This is a genomic window from Citrobacter sp. Cpo032, assembly GCF_030332975.1.
Classification (GTDB): domain Bacteria; phylum Pseudomonadota; class Gammaproteobacteria; order Enterobacterales; family Enterobacteriaceae; genus Citrobacter; species Citrobacter portucalensis.
Genome location: NZ_JAOWGU010000052.1, coordinates 225,014 through 242,579, shown reverse-complemented (window position 1 = coordinate 242,579; position 17,566 = coordinate 225,014). Strand labels below are relative to the sequence as shown.

The window sequence follows — 17,566 nt, the reverse complement described above, 5'->3', positions numbered from 1 at the left end:
CTTGCAGGAAATTTACTGCGACTTTAGCAAAAAAAACGACTGAATTGATCGATGGTTGCGATTGCCGCGCTATTCGCGCGGCGTTTCATCCCAGCTATCGGGTGCAAGCTGTTGTCTGATATCAGGATAACGGCGCGGATCGAATTCCGGGCGCACCCCGAGTTTTCGCTGGCGCAGATAGTCGCTGGCGATGGTATGTACAACCGGAGAAAGCAGCAGAATCGCCGTCAGGTTAGTAATGGCCATACAGGCCATGATGATGTCCGCAAGTTGCCAGACCAGCGGAAAACTGATTAACGTACCGCCAATAACGGTGCAAACGGTGGCAATACGTAATAACCAGATAACCCGAATGTTGTCCAGTTTCAGGAAAATGAGGTTGTTTTCCGCATAAATGTAGTTGGCGACGATAGAGCTAAAGGCAAACAGAATCACTATTAAGGCAACGAATCCGGCCCCCCATTCACCCGTCAGCGAGACCATGGCTCGTTGCAGCAACTGGATGCCTTCCATTGGCACATAATTGATGCCATTACCCGCCAGTAAAATGATCATTGCGCTGGCCGTACAAAGAATTAGCGTATCGCCCAATACACCAATCATTTGCACAATGCCTTGTGCGGCAGGGTGTGGCGGCCAGGATGCTGCCGAGGCAGCTGCGTTCGGGGTTGAGCCCATTCCGGCTTCATTAGAGAACATACCGCGCTGAAAACCGCTGGCAATGGCCTGGCTTAGCGTATACCCGGCGGCACCGGCCGCGGCTTCCTGCCAGCCAAAGGCGCTTTTTATGATGGTCATGATAATGCCGGGGAGCTGTCCGAAATGCCAAAGGCAGATGACGAGGCTACAACCGATCCACAGCAGCGCCATCATCGGAACAAACCATTGCATCAGGCGGGCAACGCCTTTAATGCCGCCGACGATGACCAGTAATGACACTATTGCCAGTGCGATACCGGAGAAGAGGGGAGGGATGTCAAAAGCAAAGGTCAACGCACGAGAGACTGAGTTTGCCTGCACGCTGTTAAAAATCAGGCCATAGGCAATGAGTAAAAAGATGGCAAACAGCACGCCCATCCAGCGCATGCCCAGTCCACGGGCCATATACCATGCAGGACCGCCGCGTAACTGTCCCTTGCTGTCGCGCTCTTTATACAGCTGGGCAAGGGAACATTCGGCGAATGAGGTTGCCATACCAATGACCGCCGAGACCCACATCCAGAAAATGGCTCCCGCGCCGCCGGCGGCGATCGCCAACGCCACACCCGCCAGATTTCCGCTACCGACGCGCGCGGCAAGACTGGTACACAGAGCCTGAAAAGAAGTTAAACCGCCCGGCTGCGGGCTGATGCTGTTTTTAAGACTTTTGCCAAACTGGCGAATATAGCGGAACTGCACGAACCCTGTACGCCAGGTGAACCAACATCCTGCGCCAAGCAGGAGGTAGATCATCACCGATCCCCAGAGTATTTCATTAATAAATGAGAAAAAATCAGGCATTAACATCCCTCTTGTTGATGCCGGTAAGCGCGAATAATCCCGTGTAAGCGCTACCAATTATCGACCAGTATATACCTTATAAGGTGATTGATTGCGGGAGTTTACCATAACAATGGGTATATCTTTAATTGCGCATCACGGGCTGTGAGATGCGTAATCAGGGCTGAGCAGCGGGTCGGACAATCCAGGCGGTTGCGCTGAGAGTGCGTCGTGCTATCATCAGGGAAGATCGGTTACATCCCCCTAACAAGCTGTTTAAAGAGAATCGCTATCATGACGGACAAATTGACCTCCCTTCGTCAGTTCACCACAGTAGTGGCCGACACCGGAGACATCGCGGCAATGAAGCTGTATCAGCCTCAGGATGCCACAACTAACCCTTCTCTCATTCTTAACGCAGCGCAGATCCCAGAATACCGCAAGCTGATTGATGACGCTGTAGCCTGGGCTAAGCAGCAGAGCAACGACCGCGCACAGCAGATCGTTGACGCGACCGACAAACTGGCAGTAAATATCGGTCTGGAGATCCTGAAACTGGTCCCGGGTCGTATCTCCACTGAAGTTGACGCTCGTCTGTCCTACGACACCGACGCGTCCATTGCGAAAGCAAAACGTCTGATCAAAATGTACAACGATGCTGGCATCAGCAACGATCGCATTCTGATCAAACTGGCTTCAACCTGGCAGGGCATCCGTGCCGCTGAGCAGCTGGAAAAAGAAGGTATCAACTGTAACCTGACTCTGCTGTTCTCCTTCGCGCAGGCGCGCGCATGTGCAGAAGCTGGCGTATATCTGATTTCTCCGTTTGTTGGCCGTATTCTGGACTGGTACAAAGCCAACACTGACAAGAAAGAGTATGCACCGGCAGAAGATCCGGGTGTGGTTTCCGTAACGGAAATCTACGAGTACTACAAACAACACGGTTACGAAACTGTGGTGATGGGTGCGAGCTTCCGTAACATTGGCGAAATCATTGAGCTGGCAGGCTGCGATCGTCTGACGATTGCACCGGCACTGCTGAAAGAACTGGCGGAAAGCGAAGGCGCTATCGAACGTAAACTGTCCTTCTCCGGCGAAGTGAAAGCGCGCCCTGCACGCATCACTGAAGCTGAGTTCCTGTGGCAGCACAACCAGGATCCGATGGCTGTAGACAAACTGGCGGACGGTATCCGTAAGTTTGCTGTAGACCAGGGTAAACTGGAAAAAATGATCGGCGATCTGCTGTAATCATTAACGCGTGGCCCTGATATGGGTCACGCTACCTCTTCTGAAACCTGTCTGTCCTTCCCTTCGCAGTGTATCATTCTGTTTAACGAGACTGTTTAAACGGAATAATCATGAATACTTTACGCATTGGCCTGGTTTCCATTTCTGACCGTGCTTCCAGCGGTGTTTACCAGGATAAAGGTATCCCGGCCCTTGAAGAGTGGTTGGCATCAGCCCTTACCACCCCTTTTGAGCTGCAAACGCGACTGATCCCGGATGAACAGGCGATCATCGAACAGACCTTATGCGAGCTGGTGGATGAAATGAGCTGTCATCTGGTGCTGACTACCGGCGGAACGGGGCCGGCCCGCCGCGATGTAACGCCTGATGCCACGCTGGCCGTAGCCGACCGCCAGATGCCGGGCTTTGGCGAGCAGATGCGCCAGATAAGCCTGCACTTTGTGCCAACGGCTATTCTCTCCCGCCAGGTTGGCGTGATTCGCAAGCAGGCGCTGATCCTGAATCTGCCTGGACAGCCGAAGTCGATCAAAGAAACGCTGGAAGGCGTGAAAGATGCCGACGGTAAGGTTATCGTGCCGGGTATATTTGCAAGTGTACCGTATTGTATACAGTTGCTGGATGGGCCGTATGTGGAAACTGCACCGGCTGTTGTAGCATCTTTTCGTCCTAAAAGCGCAATCCGCGATACAAACGCCTGAAAGTAGCCCGATCGTGACATAAGTGCCAATGACAGTGGAGTATTGAATTGTTTACGATATAGTAATTTTTGCTTTACATATATCGACAGACAGATTCAATAACTCCACTGACTCATGGTTTGCTATGTCACAACACACTCGACCGCTGAATCGCCAGGATTATAAAACTCTTACGCTTGCTGCCCTCGGCGGTGCGCTTGAGTTTTATGATTTCATTATCTTCGTCTTCTTTGCCGCTGTTGTTGGCGAACTCTTCTTCCCGGCAGACATTCCTGAATGGCTACGTCAGGTGCAAACCTTCGGCATTTTTGCCGCCGGATATCTGGCGCGTCCACTGGGTGGCATCATCATGGCGCACTTTGGCGATCTGGTCGGGCGTAAGAAAATGTTCACCCTGAGCATTTTGCTGATGGCGATACCGACGCTGGCGATTGGTCTTTTGCCTACCTACGCCTCAATGGGGATCCTCGCGCCGCTGCTGTTACTGCTGATGCGTATTTTGCAAGGCGCTGCCATCGGCGGAGAAGTGCCCGGCGCGTGGGTGTTCGTTGCGGAGCACGTACCGGAGCGCCGCATCGGCATTGCCTGTGGCACGCTGACCGCCGGGCTGACGGTGGGGATTCTGCTGGGATCGGTGGTTGCGACGCTGGTGAATACCAGCCTGACGCAGCAGGCGGTGCATGACTACGGCTGGCGTATCCCGTTCCTGCTGGGTGGCGTGTTTGGGCTGGTGGCGATGTACCTGCGTCGCTGGTTGCAGGAAACGCCCATCTTCCTCGAAATGCAGCAGCGTAAAGCGCTGGCGCAAGAGCTACCGGTGAAGTCGGTGGTGAGCAAACATAAAAAAGCGGTGGTCATTTCCATGCTGCTGACCTGGCTGTTATCGGCCGGGATTGTGGTGGTGATCCTGATGTCGCCAGTCTGGTTGCAGAAGCAGTATGGTTTTGCACCGGCGTTGACGTTACAAGCCAACAGTGTCGCGACCATTATGCTGTGCGTCGGCTGTCTGCTGGCAGGGTTTATTGTCGATCGGGTCGGCGCCAGCAAAACCTTTATTGTCGGCAGCCTGCTGCTGGCCTGTTCAAGCTGGTTTTTCTATCATCTGACCGGTAGCCATCCTCAGCACTTGTTCTTGTTATACGGGCTGGTAGGGTTGTGCGTTGGCGTGGTGGGGGCTGTGCCTTATGTGATGGTGCGGGCGTTTCCGGCGGAGGTCCGCTTTACCGGAATCTCCTTTTCTTACAACGTGTCGTATGCCATTTTTGGTGGTCTGACGCCAATCGCCGTGACGATGTTAATGAGCGTGTCGCCAATGGCTCCGGCCTGGTATGTGCTGGCGTTATCGCTGGTGGGGTTAGGTCTGGGGATTTGGCTGCGACAGGATATTTATCATCGCGATACGAGCGTGCAGGGCGAGTTACAGCGCTTGTAAGGAATATCCCCCCGTCCGGGGGGATAGCGTCAGATTAGTGCGCTTCACCGATCGGCAGGATGGTACGGCCAAACTGTTCGTTCAGCACTTCACCCATCGCCAGGTAAATGGCGCTTGCGCCACACACTAAGCCAATCCAGCCAGCAACGTGAATGATCGCTTCGTTACCTGCAATGTTGCCGACCGCCAGCAGTGCGAACAGCACTGTCAGGCTCAGGAAGACAAACTGCAACGCGCGGTTAGCTTTCAGCGTGCCGAAGAACATGAACAGTGTGAACACGCCCCACAGACCCAGGTATACGCCCAGGAACTGACCATTGGTTGCATCCGCCAGGCCCATTTTCGGCATGATTAGGATTGCAACCAGCGTCAGCCAGAACGAACCGTAGGAGGTAAAGGCGGTTAAACCGAAGGTATTGCCCTTTTTATACTCCAGCAGACCGGCAAATATTTGCGCGATACCGCCGTAGAAAATGCCCATCGCCAGAATAATAACGTCAAAGGCGAAGAAACCCGCGTTGTGCAGGTTAAGCAGAATGGTGGTCATGCCAAAGCCCATCAGGCCCAGCGGTGCCGGATTAGCCAACTTAGTGTTGCCCATAATTCCTCAAAATCATCATTGATTGAATGGTGAAATAGTTTCCCCAAATAACGATCACTGTCTTCGGGGCGCGGCATGATAATCAGGGGAGAGGGCACTGTCTATGATCTAACGAAGGGAAAATGAATTATTTTCCCTGTGATGGGCATCACGCTTACGCATGGTTGAGCATTTTGCTAAGACAGACGATTTGAAGTACCACCGGGAACTGAGGGATTTGGTGGACGATCTGGTGAGAAATACCCATCGCCAGATGGCGCTGCGTCATGGGCGCGGCAGTGGTTATTCCAGTTCAATGGCTTTCACATCAACCGCGTGTCTGCCCCGCATGTTTTCTATGGCTTCTGAATCAAAATGTGCAGAATTAATCGTCGCCAATAACTTTCAGCGTTGCCATGTCAGAGGAGTTTACTGACTGGCCTGAGAAGGTGATTTTAGACACGCAGCGTTTATTGTCGTTGTCGCTATTAATAGAGATCCAGTTGGTCGTTTGTCCCTCTTTAATGGATGACGGGACGTTCAGGCTTTGGCTGGAAGTGCGTACTGCTTTGAAGTAGACGGATGCGCCGTTAAGTTTAATATCACCGCGATCGGCGGTGAGCTGAATGCGCTTCACCACCCGGCAAACGGGAATTCTCAGCGTAAGGTCGTTGGTTGCATTGCGGGGCATCGCAATCATACCCAGAACTTTATGATCGTTAGCGTGCGCGGCGCTGCTCAGCAGCAGGCCCATAAGCAGGCTGGTGGAAAGGGTTAACACGGATTTCATGGAATTTCTCTTTGACGGCTGTAAAAGTGTGTGACATCAGACCATCTTACCGCCGACGGGAAACCGTTTCATGGTCGTAATCTTTTCTTTTTATTACAATTTTCACATGAATGGCCGTGCTTGTTTTGATTTGTTTTGTGAATTGATTTTGATTGGAAACTATTCGTTTTTTTGCCTTTCTGCCTTGTTACCTTAATTTTATCGCCACTGTGCTAAAAAAAATTTTCATGCCCCCCTTGATGACGTGGGTTACGACCCCATCTTGTAGACAACCGCAGTGGTGAGTCTGAAAAAAAACGATTCAGGGTAGTTGAAACCGCACGTTTCGCCCTTATTACAGATTCACAACCACATGATGACCGAATTTTTAGTGGAGACGTTTAGATGGGTAAAATTATTGGTATCGACCTGGGTACTACCAACTCTTGTGTAGCGATTATGGATGGCACTACTGCACGTGTGCTGGAGAACGCCGAGGGCGATCGCACCACGCCTTCTATCATTGCTTATACCCAGGATGGTGAAACTCTGGTTGGTCAGCCGGCTAAACGTCAGGCAGTGACAAACCCGCAAAACACCCTGTTTGCGATTAAACGCCTGATTGGCCGCCGCTTCCAGGACGAAGAAGTACAGCGTGATGAAGCCATCATGCCGTACAAAATCATCGGTGCTGACAACGGTGATGCATGGATTGACGTAAAAGGTCAGAAAATGGCACCGCCGCAGATTTCTGCTGAAGTGCTGAAAAAAATGAAGAAAACGGCTGAAGATTACCTGGGCGAACCGGTAACTGAAGCGGTTATCACCGTACCTGCATACTTCAACGATGCTCAGCGTCAGGCAACCAAAGATGCTGGCCGTATCGCAGGTCTGGAAGTAAAACGTATCATCAACGAACCGACCGCAGCGGCACTGGCTTACGGTCTGGATAAAGAAGTCGGCAACCGTACTATCGCGGTTTATGACCTCGGTGGTGGTACTTTCGATATCTCTATTATCGAAATCGACGAAGTTGACGGCGAAAAAACTTTCGAAGTTCTGGCAACCAACGGTGATACCCACCTGGGTGGTGAAGACTTCGACAGCCGTATGATCAACTACCTGGTTGACGAATTTAAGAAAGATCAGGGTATCGATCTGCGTAATGACCCGCTGGCGATGCAGCGTCTGAAAGAAGCCGCTGAGAAAGCGAAGATCGAACTGTCTTCCGCTCAGCAGACCGACGTGAACCTGCCGTACATTACTGCAGACGCGACTGGTCCGAAACACATGAACATCAAAGTGACCCGTGCGAAACTGGAAAGCCTGGTTGAAGACCTGGTTAACCGTTCTATCGAGCCGCTGAAAGTTGCTCTGCAGGATGCTGGTCTGTCTGTTTCCGACGTTCAGGACGTTATCCTGGTCGGTGGTCAGACTCGTATGCCGATGGTACAGAAGAAAGTTGCTGAGTTCTTCGGTAAAGAGCCGCGTAAAGACGTTAACCCGGACGAAGCAGTGGCAATCGGTGCTGCCGTTCAGGGTGGTGTATTGACCGGTGATGTGAAAGACGTGCTGCTGCTGGACGTTACCCCGCTGTCTCTGGGTATCGAAACCATGGGTGGCGTGATGACTCCACTGATCGCGAAAAACACCACTATCCCGACCAAGCACAGCCAGGTGTTCTCTACCGCTGAAGACAACCAGTCTGCGGTAACCATCCACGTGCTGCAGGGTGAACGTAAACGCGCCGCTGATAACAAAGATCTGGGTCAATTTAACCTGGATGGTATCAGCCCGGCTCCGCGCGGTATGCCGCAGATCGAAGTTACTTTTGACATCGATGCCGACGGTATCCTGCACGTTTCCGCGAAAGACAAAAACAGCGGTAAAGAGCAGAAGATCACCATCAAGGCTTCTTCTGGTCTGAACGAAGAAGAAATTCAGAAAATGGTTCGCGAAGCAGAAGCGAACGCAGAATCTGACCGTAAGTTTGAAGAGCTGGTTCAGACTCGTAACCAGGGTGACCATCTGTTGCACAGCACTCGTAAGCAGGTTGAAGAAGCAGGCGACAAACTGCCGGCTGACGACAAAACTGCCATCGAGTCTGCACTGACCGCGCTGGAAACTTCTCTGAAAGGCGAAGACAAAGCGGATATCGAAGCGAAAATGCAGGCGCTGGCACAGGTTTCCCAGAAACTGATGGAAATCGCTCAGCAGCAGCACGCACAGCAGCAGGCTGGTGCAGCAGGCGCTGATGCTTCTGCAAACAACGCGAAAGATGACGACGTTGTCGACGCCGAGTTTGAAGAAGTGAAAGACAAAAAATAATCGCCCTTTGAACGGGTAATTACTGGCACGGGCGAAGAGGTTTCCTCTCCGCCCGTGCACGCATGTTAGGGGCAGATAAAAAGAGATGGCTAAGCAAGACTATTACGAGATTTTAGGCGTTTCCAAATCAGCGGAAGAGCGTGAAATCAAAAAGGCCTACAAGCGCCTGGCCATGAAATATCACCCGGACCGCAACCAGGGTGATAAAGAGGCCGAAGCCAAGTTTAAAGAGATCAAAGAAGCGTACGAAATCCTGACCGATGCGCAAAAACGTGCGGCTTACGATCAGTACGGTCATGCTGCGTTTGAGCAAGGCGGCATGGGCGGCGGCGGCGGTTTTGGCGGCGGGGCTGACTTCAGCGATATCTTTGGTGACGTGTTTGGCGATATCTTTGGCGGCGGTCGTGGTCGTCAGCGCGCCTCACGTGGTGCTGATTTACGTTACAACATGGATCTCACTCTGGAAGAAGCCGTGCGTGGCGTCACCAAAGAGATCCGTATTCCGACTCTGGAAGAGTGTGACGTCTGCCACGGTAGCGGTGCGAAGGCAGGTACTCAGCCACAGACCTGTCCAACCTGTCACGGTTCTGGTCAGGTACAGATGCGTCAGGGCTTTTTTGCCGTACAGCAGACCTGTCCACACTGTCAGGGCCGCGGTACGCTGATCAAAGATCCGTGCAACAAATGCCACGGTCATGGTCGCGTTGAGAAAAGCAAAACGCTGTCCGTTAAGATCCCTGCAGGGGTTGATACCGGCGACCGCATTCGTTTAGCGGGCGAAGGTGAAGCCGGTGAACATGGTGCGCCAGCAGGTGATTTGTACGTTCAGGTGCAGGTAAAACAGCACCCAATTTTCGAACGTGAAGGCAATAACCTGTACTGCGAAGTACCGATTAACTTTGCGATGGCTGCGCTGGGCGGCGAGATTGAAGTCCCGACGCTGGATGGTCGCGTGAAGCTAAAAATTCCGGGCGAAACGCAAACTGGCAAACTTTTCCGCATGCGTGGAAAGGGCGTCAAGTCTGTACGCGGTGGCGCTCAGGGCGACCTGCTGTGCCGCGTGGTGGTTGAAACCCCAGTTGGCCTGAACGACAAACAGAAGCAACTGCTGAAAGATTTGCAGGACAGCTTTGGCGGCCCGACCGGCGAACAAAACAGTCCGCGCTCCAAAAGTTTCTTCGACGGTGTGAAGAAGTTTTTTGACGATCTGACGCGCTAATTCGCAGTTTTATCTCGAATAAAAAGCCTGGGACTGAAAAGTCTCAGGCTTTTTTATTTCTGTTTTCCGCTCGGAAAATCTTCATCGGCTTTCTCTGTATAGATCGTAAAAACCGATCTATCAATCACAAATAATCTAATTTTAACGAGCTTTTTGAGGGTGTAAGATAGTATTTACGAAGTATTCACCCAATAGAGAGAATAAAAGTGAAACATCTGCATCGTTTTTTTAGTAGTGACGCCTCGGGGGGCATCATTCTGATCATCGCAGCCGTGGTCGCTATGCTGATGGCAAATATCGGGGTTACCAGTGGATGGTACCACGCCTTTTTGGAAACGCCCGTTCAACTGCGGGTTGGCGCGCTTGAGATCAACAAAAATATGCTGCTGTGGATCAACGACGCGTTGATGGCGGTGTTCTTCCTGTTGATTGGTCTGGAAGTAAAGCGCGAGTTAATGCAAGGTTCGCTGGCCAGTCTGCGTCAGGCGGCGTTCCCGATCATTGCTGCTATCGGGGGCATGATTGTCCCGGCGCTGCTGTACCTGGCATTCAACTATGCCGATCCCATCACCCGTGAAGGGTGGGCGATCCCGGCGGCAACGGATATCGCTTTTGCGTTAGGTGTGCTGGCGTTGTTGGGCAGTCGTGTACCACTGGCGTTGAAAATCTTCCTGATGGCGCTGGCGATTATTGATGACCTCGGCGCTATCGTCATCATCGCACTGTTCTATACCAGCGACCTCTCGCTGCTGTCGCTGGGCGTTGCCGCGTGCGCAATCCTTGTTTTGGCAGGATTGAATCTGTGCGGAGTGAGACGCACCGGTATTTATATTCTGGTCGGCGTAGTGCTGTGGACTGCCGTACTGAAGTCTGGCGTGCATGCAACTCTGGCGGGCGTGATCGTGGGCTTCTTCATTCCGTTGAAGGAAAAACACGGACGTTCACCGGCGAAGCGACTGGAGCATGTTCTGCATCCATGGGTGGCATATCTTATCCTGCCGCTGTTTGCCTTCGCCAATGCGGGCGTTTCGCTGCAGGGCGTCACTATTGATGGACTGACCTCGATATTACCGCTGGGGATCATTGCGGGTTTGTTGATCGGTAAGCCGTTGGGTATCAGTCTATTTTGCTGGTTGGCGTTACGCCTCAAGGTGGCGCAATTGCCGGAAGGAACGAATTTCCAGCAGATTATGGCGGTCGGTATTCTTTGCGGTATTGGCTTTACGATGTCGATTTTTATTGCCAGCCTGGCGTTTGGCAACGTCGATCCTGAGCTGATTAACTGGGCGAAACTGGGGATCCTGATTGGCTCCTTACTGTCGGCGGTTATTGGTTACAGCTGGTTACGCACCCGGTTGAACGCGTCAGCCTGACGGGATAACCCTTTCGTGACAATTTTCAGGGAGAGAGTATGTCTCATATAAATTACAACCATCTGTACTACTTTTGGCATGTCTATAAAGAAGGTTCGGTGGTTGGTGCAGCAGAAGCGCTTTATCTGACACCGCAGACCATTACCGGGCAGATTAAAGCGCTTGAGGAACGCTTGCAGGGAAAGCTGTTCAAGCGCAAGGGGCGTGGACTGGAGCCAAGTGAGTTAGGTGAATTAGTTTTTCGCTATGCGGACAAAATGTTCACGTTAAGCCAGGAAATGCTGGATATCGTGAACTACCGCAAAGAGTCTAATTTGCTGTTCGATGTCGGCGTGGCGGATGCGCTATCGAAGCAGTTGGTCAGCAGCGTACTGGATGCCGCTGTGGTTGAAGATGAACAAATCCATCTGCGTTGTTTTGAGTCAACGCACGAGATGCTGTTGGATCAACTCAGCCAGCATAAGCTGGATATGATTATCTCCGACTGTCCGATTGATTCTACGCAGCAGGAAGGGTTGTTCTCAGTGCGGATAGGCGAATGCAGCGTGAGTTTTTGGTGCACCAAACCGCTGCCTGAGAAACCATTCCCGGCCTGTCTTGAAGAGCGTCGGTTGCTGATCCCAGGGCGCCGTTCGATGCTCGGACGTAAGCTGCTGAACTGGATCAACTCACAAGGATTGAATGTCGAAATTCTCGGTGAGTTTGATGACGCTGCGCTGATGAAAGCGTTTGGCGCAACGCATAATGCTATTTTTGTTGCACCTACGCTGTATTCGCACAATTTCTATGCTGATGATTCTATTGTTGAAATTGGACGCGTAGAAAATGTGATGGAAGAGTATCACGCCATATTTGCGGAAAGAATGATCCAGCATCCGGCGGTGCAGCGTATTTGCAATGCGGACTACTCGGCATTGTTCAAGCCACAGTAGACATACTTACCGTAATACTTCCGGCTGCGGTACTCACCCGCAGCCGGTTTCATGCTATAGCCTCAATAAGCTACGATACTGCCCACCTTCGCGGATAAATACCGGAATTTTGTTCAATGGCGCGGCATAGTGCAACGTTTGCCCTCCCGAATAACTCTCGCCGGTCGTAAGATCCGTCCATGTTTCCCCTTCCGGTAGCCAGATATCACGTTCGCGCATACCTTCATGCATTACGGGGGCAATCAGCAGGTCAGGACCAAAACAGTACTGGTCGGTGATTGCCCAACTTGTTTCCTGTTCGGGGAAATCAAAAAACAGGGGGCGCATCACTGGCGTATTGTGCTTATGGGTTTCCTCCATCAGCGCTTTGATATAGGGCTTCAGTTTCTCTCGCAACGCCAGGCAACCCCTCAGTACGTCGCACACGTCCTCACCGTAGCTCCAGACTTCGTTCGGTGCACCGGTAGGACACTGGGCGATACCATCCCGGTACGGTTGTTCCGGTAAAATCTGCGGATCGCGGTTGCCGTGCAGACGCATCACCGGGCTAAATACGCCCCACTGGAACCAGCGGATCAGCAGTTCATGGAAATGTGGGTCGTGAATATTACCGCCATGAAAACCACCGATATCCGTCGTCCACCACGGGATCCCCGCGATTCCCATATTGAGTCCGGCGGCAAACTGGTTGCGTAGCGATCTAAACGAGGAGTGAATATCACCTGACCAGACCAGTGCGCCATACTTTTGACTGCCGGCCCAGGCGCAGCGTAGCAGGTTGATAACCTTGTCTTCACCATCGGCTTTCATACCATCAAAAAAGGTTTTGGCGTACATTCGCGGGTAGATATTGCCCACTTCCAGTACCGGCCCGGCATGGTAGCGATAGTTGTCATAGTCATAAACGCTGAACTCAGGTTCGGCTTCGTCTAACCAGAATAGCTTCACGCCTTTATCATAATAGTTGCGTTTGGCTTTGCCCCAGACGTAGCCCCGCGCACCCGGATGGGTAGCATCAAAGAAAGTGGTGTTGCCGAGGAAATCCATATTGATCGGCAAGCCACGTTCCGTTTGTACCAGCCAGCCGTTTTCGCGCATCTCCCGATAGCTTTCTGTGCGGTTATCCACCGTCGGCCAGACGGAGACCATCAGCTCAATTCCCAGCGATTTCAGCTCGGCAATCATGGCATCAGGATCGGGCCAGTCTCGTGCATCGAACATCCAGTCACCCTGATTCGGCCAGTGAAAGAAGTCGATAACGATCACCGAGATAGGCAGATTGCGGCGCTTATATTCGCGGGCAACCTCCAGCAGCTCTTCCTGCGTCCGATAGCGGAGTTTGCACTGCCAGAAGCCCATGGCGTAGTCCGGCATCATCGGCGGTGTGCCGGTAGCCAGCGCGTAAGCCCGGCTAATTTCTGCCGGGGTATCGCCAGCCGTGATCCAGTAGTCCAGCTGTTCGCTGACCTGTGCTTCCCATTCGGTAACGTTGTGGGCAAAGGTTACGCGCCCGACTGCCGGGTTGTTCCATAAAAATCCGTAGCCCAGACTGGAGAGCATAAACGGTACTGAGGCCTGGGAGTTACGTTGCGCCAGCTCAAGAACGCATCCTTTGAGATCCAGGTTAGCCTGTTGATACTGCCCCATACCATAAATTTTTTCCCCTTCGGTGGCTTCGAAGCGGGCTTTAAGTGAATATTTCCCACCCTGAATAGGTCGGAATTCGCGCCCTTCAAGGTTGAGTGCGCTGACGTACTGGCCGTGAGAAGATTCATCCTCGCCAATTTCGCCCCGCAAGCGCCAGAACTCCTGCAACAGAGGTTTGTGTGGATGACGGTAAAAGGTAACTTGTCCTTTTTGATTGACGATAGCGATAATTTTGCCGTTGGTCAGCGTCGCCTGGTGTTGCTCATAATCAATGTGGCAGTGGCTTTCTGCGACTGGCTCAGTCAATGCCCAGTCTTCATTTCTCATTACCGGCAGATGACGGCCACTGCGTACGCGCAGGCTGTTCTCGCCCCAGGGTTCAATCCATAAATAGCGATCGTTTTGCTGCCAGACCAGGCGACGCGGGTCATGTTGCATAAATGGCATGGTGGTGCCTCCCATATTTCGAGGGTGAAGGTAAAGATCGTTTTTAGTTGATGGTTTCCAGATCGTGGCGAATCTTCTCTTCCATCGCTTCGTATTTACGAAAGAAAAGTAGTGGGATCGCTGCGAGCGCGAAGAGTAGGGCGGGTGCCCAGATAAAGGCCCAGGTAATTCCCTCCAGACCCGCAGCACTCTGGGCATGGTTGGGGACATAGCCAAAACAGTTCATGATCCAGGCAGCGAAAGCGGTACCGAGGCCACTACCCATCTTGATGCAGAAGGTGCTGCCGAAGGCGATAAGAATGCCGGTAGCTTTAATACCCGTCTTCCAGGCACCGAAATCGACGGCGAAGCCCAGCATGGCAAACGGCATTGAGCAGGCTATACCGCTGCCGATATTGCCGAGTATCCAGGCGGCGATGAGAAAAGGAATGTTGTCCGCTGCCAGCCACATCATGATGCCGCCAAGCGTGGCGACCAGCAGACCGCCTACCCATATCCACGTTTTAGCCAGGTATTTGCTAAAGAAGGGGATAGCGATGATAAACAGGATCTGAATTGTCGCCAGGCTGTTAATCAGTGGAACCAGATCTTTGCGGTCGAGGTTGTAGGTCAGATAGTAGACAATCGTTGTGGAGCGTTGTTGTAGGGCAATCCAGAAGATCAGGTTTGCCAGCACCATCAGGATCCATGGCCAGTTGCCTTTCATTGCCGCAAAACTCTTTTTCATCGGCAATTTAGGTTCTTGCTGTATTTTATCCGTATCCATTTCACGGATATTTTTAAAGGCGAAAAGCGTTAGCGAACAGGATATTACGGCAAATATAATCGCCGTATAAATAAAACCCGCATGATCATTTCCGTTACCTAAAAAAGCAACTAACGGCAGTGCAGTCGCATTCATTAATAAAACCCCAATCTGCCCACCGGTCATTCGCCAGGAATTTAAAACCAGTCTTTCCTTAGGCGATAAGGTCATCAGAGGTAATATTGCACTGAGTGGTGTATTAAGTCCGGTAAATAGAATGCTAGCAATCATATAAGATATTGCTGCATAGATAGCTTTTCCGGTCATACTGATATCAGGAGACCAAAATGACAGGGCGCTGAATACGGCAAAAGGTAATGGCAACCATAAAAACCAGGGGCGGCATTTACCGTAACGCGAACGCGTTTTATCGATGATGATCCCCCATATGGGGGCGTCTATGCCATCGACAATACGCGCCAGCAGCAGGATGACGCCTGCTACAGCGAGGCTAATACCTGCAACGTCTGTGTAGAAATATAAAATGTAAGTTGAACCGAAACAATACAGCAGATTACCCGCCACATCCAAAGAGCCGTAGCTAATACGCTGTAGTAAAGATAATGATGTTGACCCGCATGACTGGGTATCCTCAATAACAGAACTCATAATAATAACTCCGATACTGGAACGATACGCCCAGAAAAACAGCTTCTACTTTCTAAGCAAGTTTTAAATATTATTTTTATGTCGTTACTGAATTTATCCTCAGATTAAAATGAGTGAGTAAGGTGTACATGAAAAGTAGTTAACCCTACCGCGGCAATCAATTATCAAATCTTACATCAGGATTGCGTTTATTCGTTTTTGAATGAACGATGTTTCTATTTGCTAAGGTGGTCACAGTTTTATTAATAATGAAATAAAAAAAGGAAAACAGTGAAAGAAAATAACTTTCAAGTATTACGCGACGCGACTGAGGATGGGAGAGCTGAAAAAACAGGCTGGTCAGGAAGAGCGTGAACGAGCGAGAACAACATCAGTGGCTAAAGAGAAAAACGTCAGATAGCAGGCATAAAAAAACCCGCTTGCGCGGGTTTTTTCACAAAGCGACAACAAGCAGGCGATTAAGCCAGTTTGTTGATCTGTGCAGTCAGGTTTGCTTTATGACGTGCAGCTTTGTTTTTGTGGATCAGACCTTTAGCAGCCTGACGGTCCACGATTGGTTGCATTTCGTTAAATGCTTTCAGTGCAGTAGCTTTGTCGCCAGCTTCGATAGCTGCGTATACTTTCTTGATGAAAGTACGCATCATAGAGCGACGGCTAGCGTTGTGCTTGCGGGCCTTTTCAGACTGAACGGCGCGCTTCTTAGCTGATTTGATATTAGCCAAGGTCCAACTCCCAAATGTGTTCTATATGGACAATTCAAAGGCCGAGGAATATGCCCTTTTAGCCTTCTTTTGTCAATGGATTTGTGCAAATAAGCGCCGTTTAAATTGCAGCACTCGTTGCGTAGTGATGGCGCAGGATTCTACCAGCTTGCGTGGCGTGAATACAGCTTTTCCACGAGAAAAATTGCATTGGCGTGCCCATGAAGGTCTGCAATTTGTTTCATAACAATGAAAACAATCCTCTTTCTGTTTCGTAGAAACAATCGCCGGTTAACGTTGACCGCGGTACAGGGTATACTTTCACGATTTTCACTGTTTTGAGCCAGACATGAAGCTGATACGAGGCATACATAATCTCAGTCAGGCCCCGCATGGGTGTGTGCTGACTATTGGTAATTTCGACGGCGTGCACCGTGGCCACCGTGCGTTGCTGCAGGGTTTACGGGAAGAAGGGCGCAAACGCAATTTACCGGTGATGGTGATGATTTTCGAGCCGCAGCCGCTAGAGCTGTTTGCGACCGACAAGTCACCTGCGCGCCTCACTCGCCTGCGCGAAAAACTGCGTTATCTGGCGGAATGCGGCGTGGACTACGTGCTGTGCGTGCGTTTTGACAGGCGCTTTGCGGCATTAACGGCGCAGACCTTCATCAGCGATCTGCTGGTTAAGCGCCTTGGTGTACAATTTCTTGCCGTTGGTGATGATTTCCGCTTTGGCGCTAGCCGAGCGGGCGATTTCTTGTTATTACAGGAAGCGGGCGCTGAGTATGGTTTTGATATCACCAGCACCCAAACCTTCTGCGAAGGCGGTGTGCGCATTAGCAGCACCGCGGTACGTCAGGCGCTGGCAGAAGATAACCTGCAACTGGCCGAAAGCCTGCTTGGGCATCCTTTTACTATCTCAGGACGTGTCGTTCACGGTGATGAATTAGGGCGCACCATCGGTTTTCCGACGGCAAACTTACCGCTGCGTCGCCAGGTTTCTCCGGTGAAAGGGGTTTATGCGGTTGAAGTGATGGGACTGGGTGACAAACCGTTGCCCGGCGTCGCCAACATCGGCACCCGCCCGACGGTAGCAGGCGTACGCCAACAGTTGGAAGTGCATCTATTGGACGTTGTAATGGACCTGTATGGTCGCCATATAGATGTAGTACTGCGTAAAAAAATACGCAGTGAACAGCGATTTGCCTCGCTGGATGAGCTAAAAGCGCAGATTGCGCGTGATGAGTTGACTGCCCGTGAATTTTTTGGGCTAACAAAACCGGCTTAATGCCTATACGA

General features: G+C 51.4%; 14 protein-coding genes and 1 pseudogene. 9 read left to right on the top strand and 6 right to left on the bottom strand.

The window, feature by feature from the left end; genetic code table 11:
• Positions 1-69: 69 nt before the first annotated feature.
• Positions 70-1,500, bottom strand: a complete 1,431-nt coding sequence (locus OGY33_RS23145; RefSeq protein ID WP_191238874.1) for an alanine/glycine:cation symporter family protein — start codon at positions 1,498-1,500, stop codon at positions 70-72.
• Between the two features lie 273 nt (positions 1,501-1,773).
• Here OGY33_RS23145 and tal point away from each other — a divergent pair, with 273 nt between their 5' ends.
• The 3 genes from tal (at position 1,774) to OGY33_RS23130 (ending at position 4,857) form a co-directional block, all read left to right on the top strand.
• On the top strand, positions 1,774-2,727 hold the full coding sequence (gene tal, locus OGY33_RS23140; protein ID WP_003018974.1) for a transaldolase: 954 nt from the start codon (positions 1,774-1,776) through the stop codon (positions 2,725-2,727).
• A 110-nt stretch (positions 2,728-2,837) separates the two neighbouring features.
• Positions 2,838-3,425, top strand: coding sequence for a molybdopterin adenylyltransferase (mog, locus tag OGY33_RS23135; RefSeq protein ID WP_003018973.1), 588 nt, complete (start codon positions 2,838-2,840; stop codon positions 3,423-3,425).
• Positions 3,426-3,549: 124 nt separating this feature from the next.
• Positions 3,550-4,857 carry an MFS transporter gene (locus tag OGY33_RS23130; protein ID WP_003829746.1) on the top strand — a complete coding sequence of 436 codons (1,308 nt, stop codon included), beginning with the start codon at positions 3,550-3,552 and terminating at the stop codon, positions 4,855-4,857.
• 34 nt (positions 4,858-4,891) lie between these two features.
• On the opposite strand, the gene satP is transcribed toward OGY33_RS23130, so the two are convergent.
• A complete protein-coding gene (gene satP / locus OGY33_RS23125) occupies positions 4,892-5,458 on the bottom strand; it encodes an acetate uptake transporter (protein ID WP_003829744.1) in 567 nt (188 codons plus the stop codon).
• Positions 5,459-5,822: 364 nt separating this feature from the next.
• Positions 5,823-6,227, bottom strand: coding sequence for a DUF2541 family protein (locus tag OGY33_RS23120; protein WP_008786150.1), 405 nt, complete (start codon positions 6,225-6,227; stop codon positions 5,823-5,825).
• A gap of 384 nt (positions 6,228-6,611) precedes the next feature.
• Here OGY33_RS23120 and dnaK point away from each other — a divergent pair, with 384 nt between their 5' ends.
• From dnaK to nhaR, 4 genes are all read left to right on the top strand, one after another.
• Positions 6,612-8,534: a molecular chaperone DnaK gene (gene dnaK, locus OGY33_RS23115; protein ID WP_003829739.1), complete on the top strand. Its 1,923-nt coding sequence runs from the start codon at positions 6,612-6,614 to the stop codon at positions 8,532-8,534.
• An 85-nt stretch (positions 8,535-8,619) separates the two neighbouring features.
• Complete coding sequence (gene dnaJ, locus OGY33_RS23110) at positions 8,620-9,753, top strand: molecular chaperone DnaJ (RefSeq protein ID WP_008786151.1); 1,134 nt, start codon at positions 8,620-8,622, stop codon at positions 9,751-9,753.
• Positions 9,754-9,959: 206 nt separating this feature from the next.
• Positions 9,960-11,126, top strand: a complete 1,167-nt coding sequence (gene nhaA / locus OGY33_RS23105; protein ID WP_191238873.1) for a Na+/H+ antiporter NhaA — start codon at positions 9,960-9,962, stop codon at positions 11,124-11,126.
• 38 nt (positions 11,127-11,164) lie between these two features.
• Positions 11,165-12,058, top strand: coding sequence for a transcriptional activator NhaR (gene nhaR, locus OGY33_RS23100; protein ID WP_032942332.1), 894 nt, complete (start codon positions 11,165-11,167; stop codon positions 12,056-12,058).
• A gap of 54 nt (positions 12,059-12,112) precedes the next feature.
• Here the strand turns inward: nhaR and OGY33_RS23095 are convergent, their stop codons facing one another.
• From OGY33_RS23095 to rpsT, 3 genes are all read right to left on the bottom strand, one after another.
• On the bottom strand, positions 12,113-14,152 hold the full coding sequence (locus OGY33_RS23095; RefSeq protein WP_286572388.1) for a glycoside hydrolase family 31 protein: 2,040 nt from the start codon (positions 14,150-14,152) through the stop codon (positions 12,113-12,115).
• A 43-nt stretch (positions 14,153-14,195) separates the two neighbouring features.
• Entirely contained in the window at positions 14,196-15,566 is a 1,371-nt protein-coding gene (locus OGY33_RS23090) for an MFS transporter (protein ID WP_191238871.1), read from the bottom strand.
• 458 nt (positions 15,567-16,024) lie between these two features.
• A complete protein-coding gene (rpsT, locus tag OGY33_RS23085) occupies positions 16,025-16,288 on the bottom strand; it encodes a 30S ribosomal protein S20 (RefSeq protein WP_003018940.1) in 264 nt (87 codons plus the stop codon).
• 105 nt (positions 16,289-16,393) lie between these two features.
• Between rpsT and OGY33_RS23080 the strand changes: the two are divergent.
• Positions 16,394-16,609 (top strand): annotated as a pseudogene (locus tag OGY33_RS23080) (DUF2575 domain-containing protein).
• Between the two features lie 7 nt (positions 16,610-16,616).
• The gene (ribF, locus tag OGY33_RS23075; RefSeq protein WP_003829725.1) at positions 16,617-17,555 is read left to right on the top strand and encodes a bifunctional riboflavin kinase/FAD synthetase; all 939 of its coding nucleotides are present in this window, start codon (positions 16,617-16,619) and stop codon (positions 17,553-17,555) included.
• The last annotated feature ends 11 nt before the right edge of the window (positions 17,556-17,566 follow it).

Excerpts from the sequence above, each read along its gene's own strand:
- OGY33_RS23145 (WP_191238874.1), bottom strand. The coding sequence starts at position 1,500 with ATGCCTGATTTTTTCTCATTTATTAATGAAATACTCTGGGGATCGGTG.
- tal (WP_003018974.1), top strand. The coding sequence starts at position 1,774 with ATGACGGACAAATTGACCTCCCTTCGTCAGTTCACCACAGTAGTGGCC.
- mog (WP_003018973.1), top strand. The coding sequence starts at position 2,838 with ATGAATACTTTACGCATTGGCCTGGTTTCCATTTCTGACCGTGCTTCC.
- OGY33_RS23130 (WP_003829746.1), top strand. The coding sequence starts at position 3,550 with ATGTCACAACACACTCGACCGCTGAATCGCCAGGATTATAAAACTCTT.
- satP (WP_003829744.1), bottom strand. The coding sequence starts at position 5,458 with ATGGGCAACACTAAGTTGGCTAATCCGGCACCGCTGGGCCTGATGGGC.
- OGY33_RS23120 (WP_008786150.1), bottom strand. The coding sequence starts at position 6,227 with ATGAAATCCGTGTTAACCCTTTCCACCAGCCTGCTTATGGGCCTGCTG.
- dnaK (WP_003829739.1), top strand. The coding sequence starts at position 6,612 with ATGGGTAAAATTATTGGTATCGACCTGGGTACTACCAACTCTTGTGTA.
- dnaJ (WP_008786151.1), top strand. The coding sequence starts at position 8,620 with ATGGCTAAGCAAGACTATTACGAGATTTTAGGCGTTTCCAAATCAGCG.
- nhaR (WP_032942332.1), top strand. The coding sequence starts at position 11,165 with ATGTCTCATATAAATTACAACCATCTGTACTACTTTTGGCATGTCTAT.
- OGY33_RS23095 (WP_286572388.1), bottom strand. The coding sequence starts at position 14,152 with ATGCCATTTATGCAACATGACCCGCGTCGCCTGGTCTGGCAGCAAAAC.
- OGY33_RS23090 (WP_191238871.1), bottom strand. The coding sequence starts at position 15,566 with ATGAGTTCTGTTATTGAGGATACCCAGTCATGCGGGTCAACATCATTA.
- ribF (WP_003829725.1), top strand. The coding sequence starts at position 16,617 with ATGAAGCTGATACGAGGCATACATAATCTCAGTCAGGCCCCGCATGGG.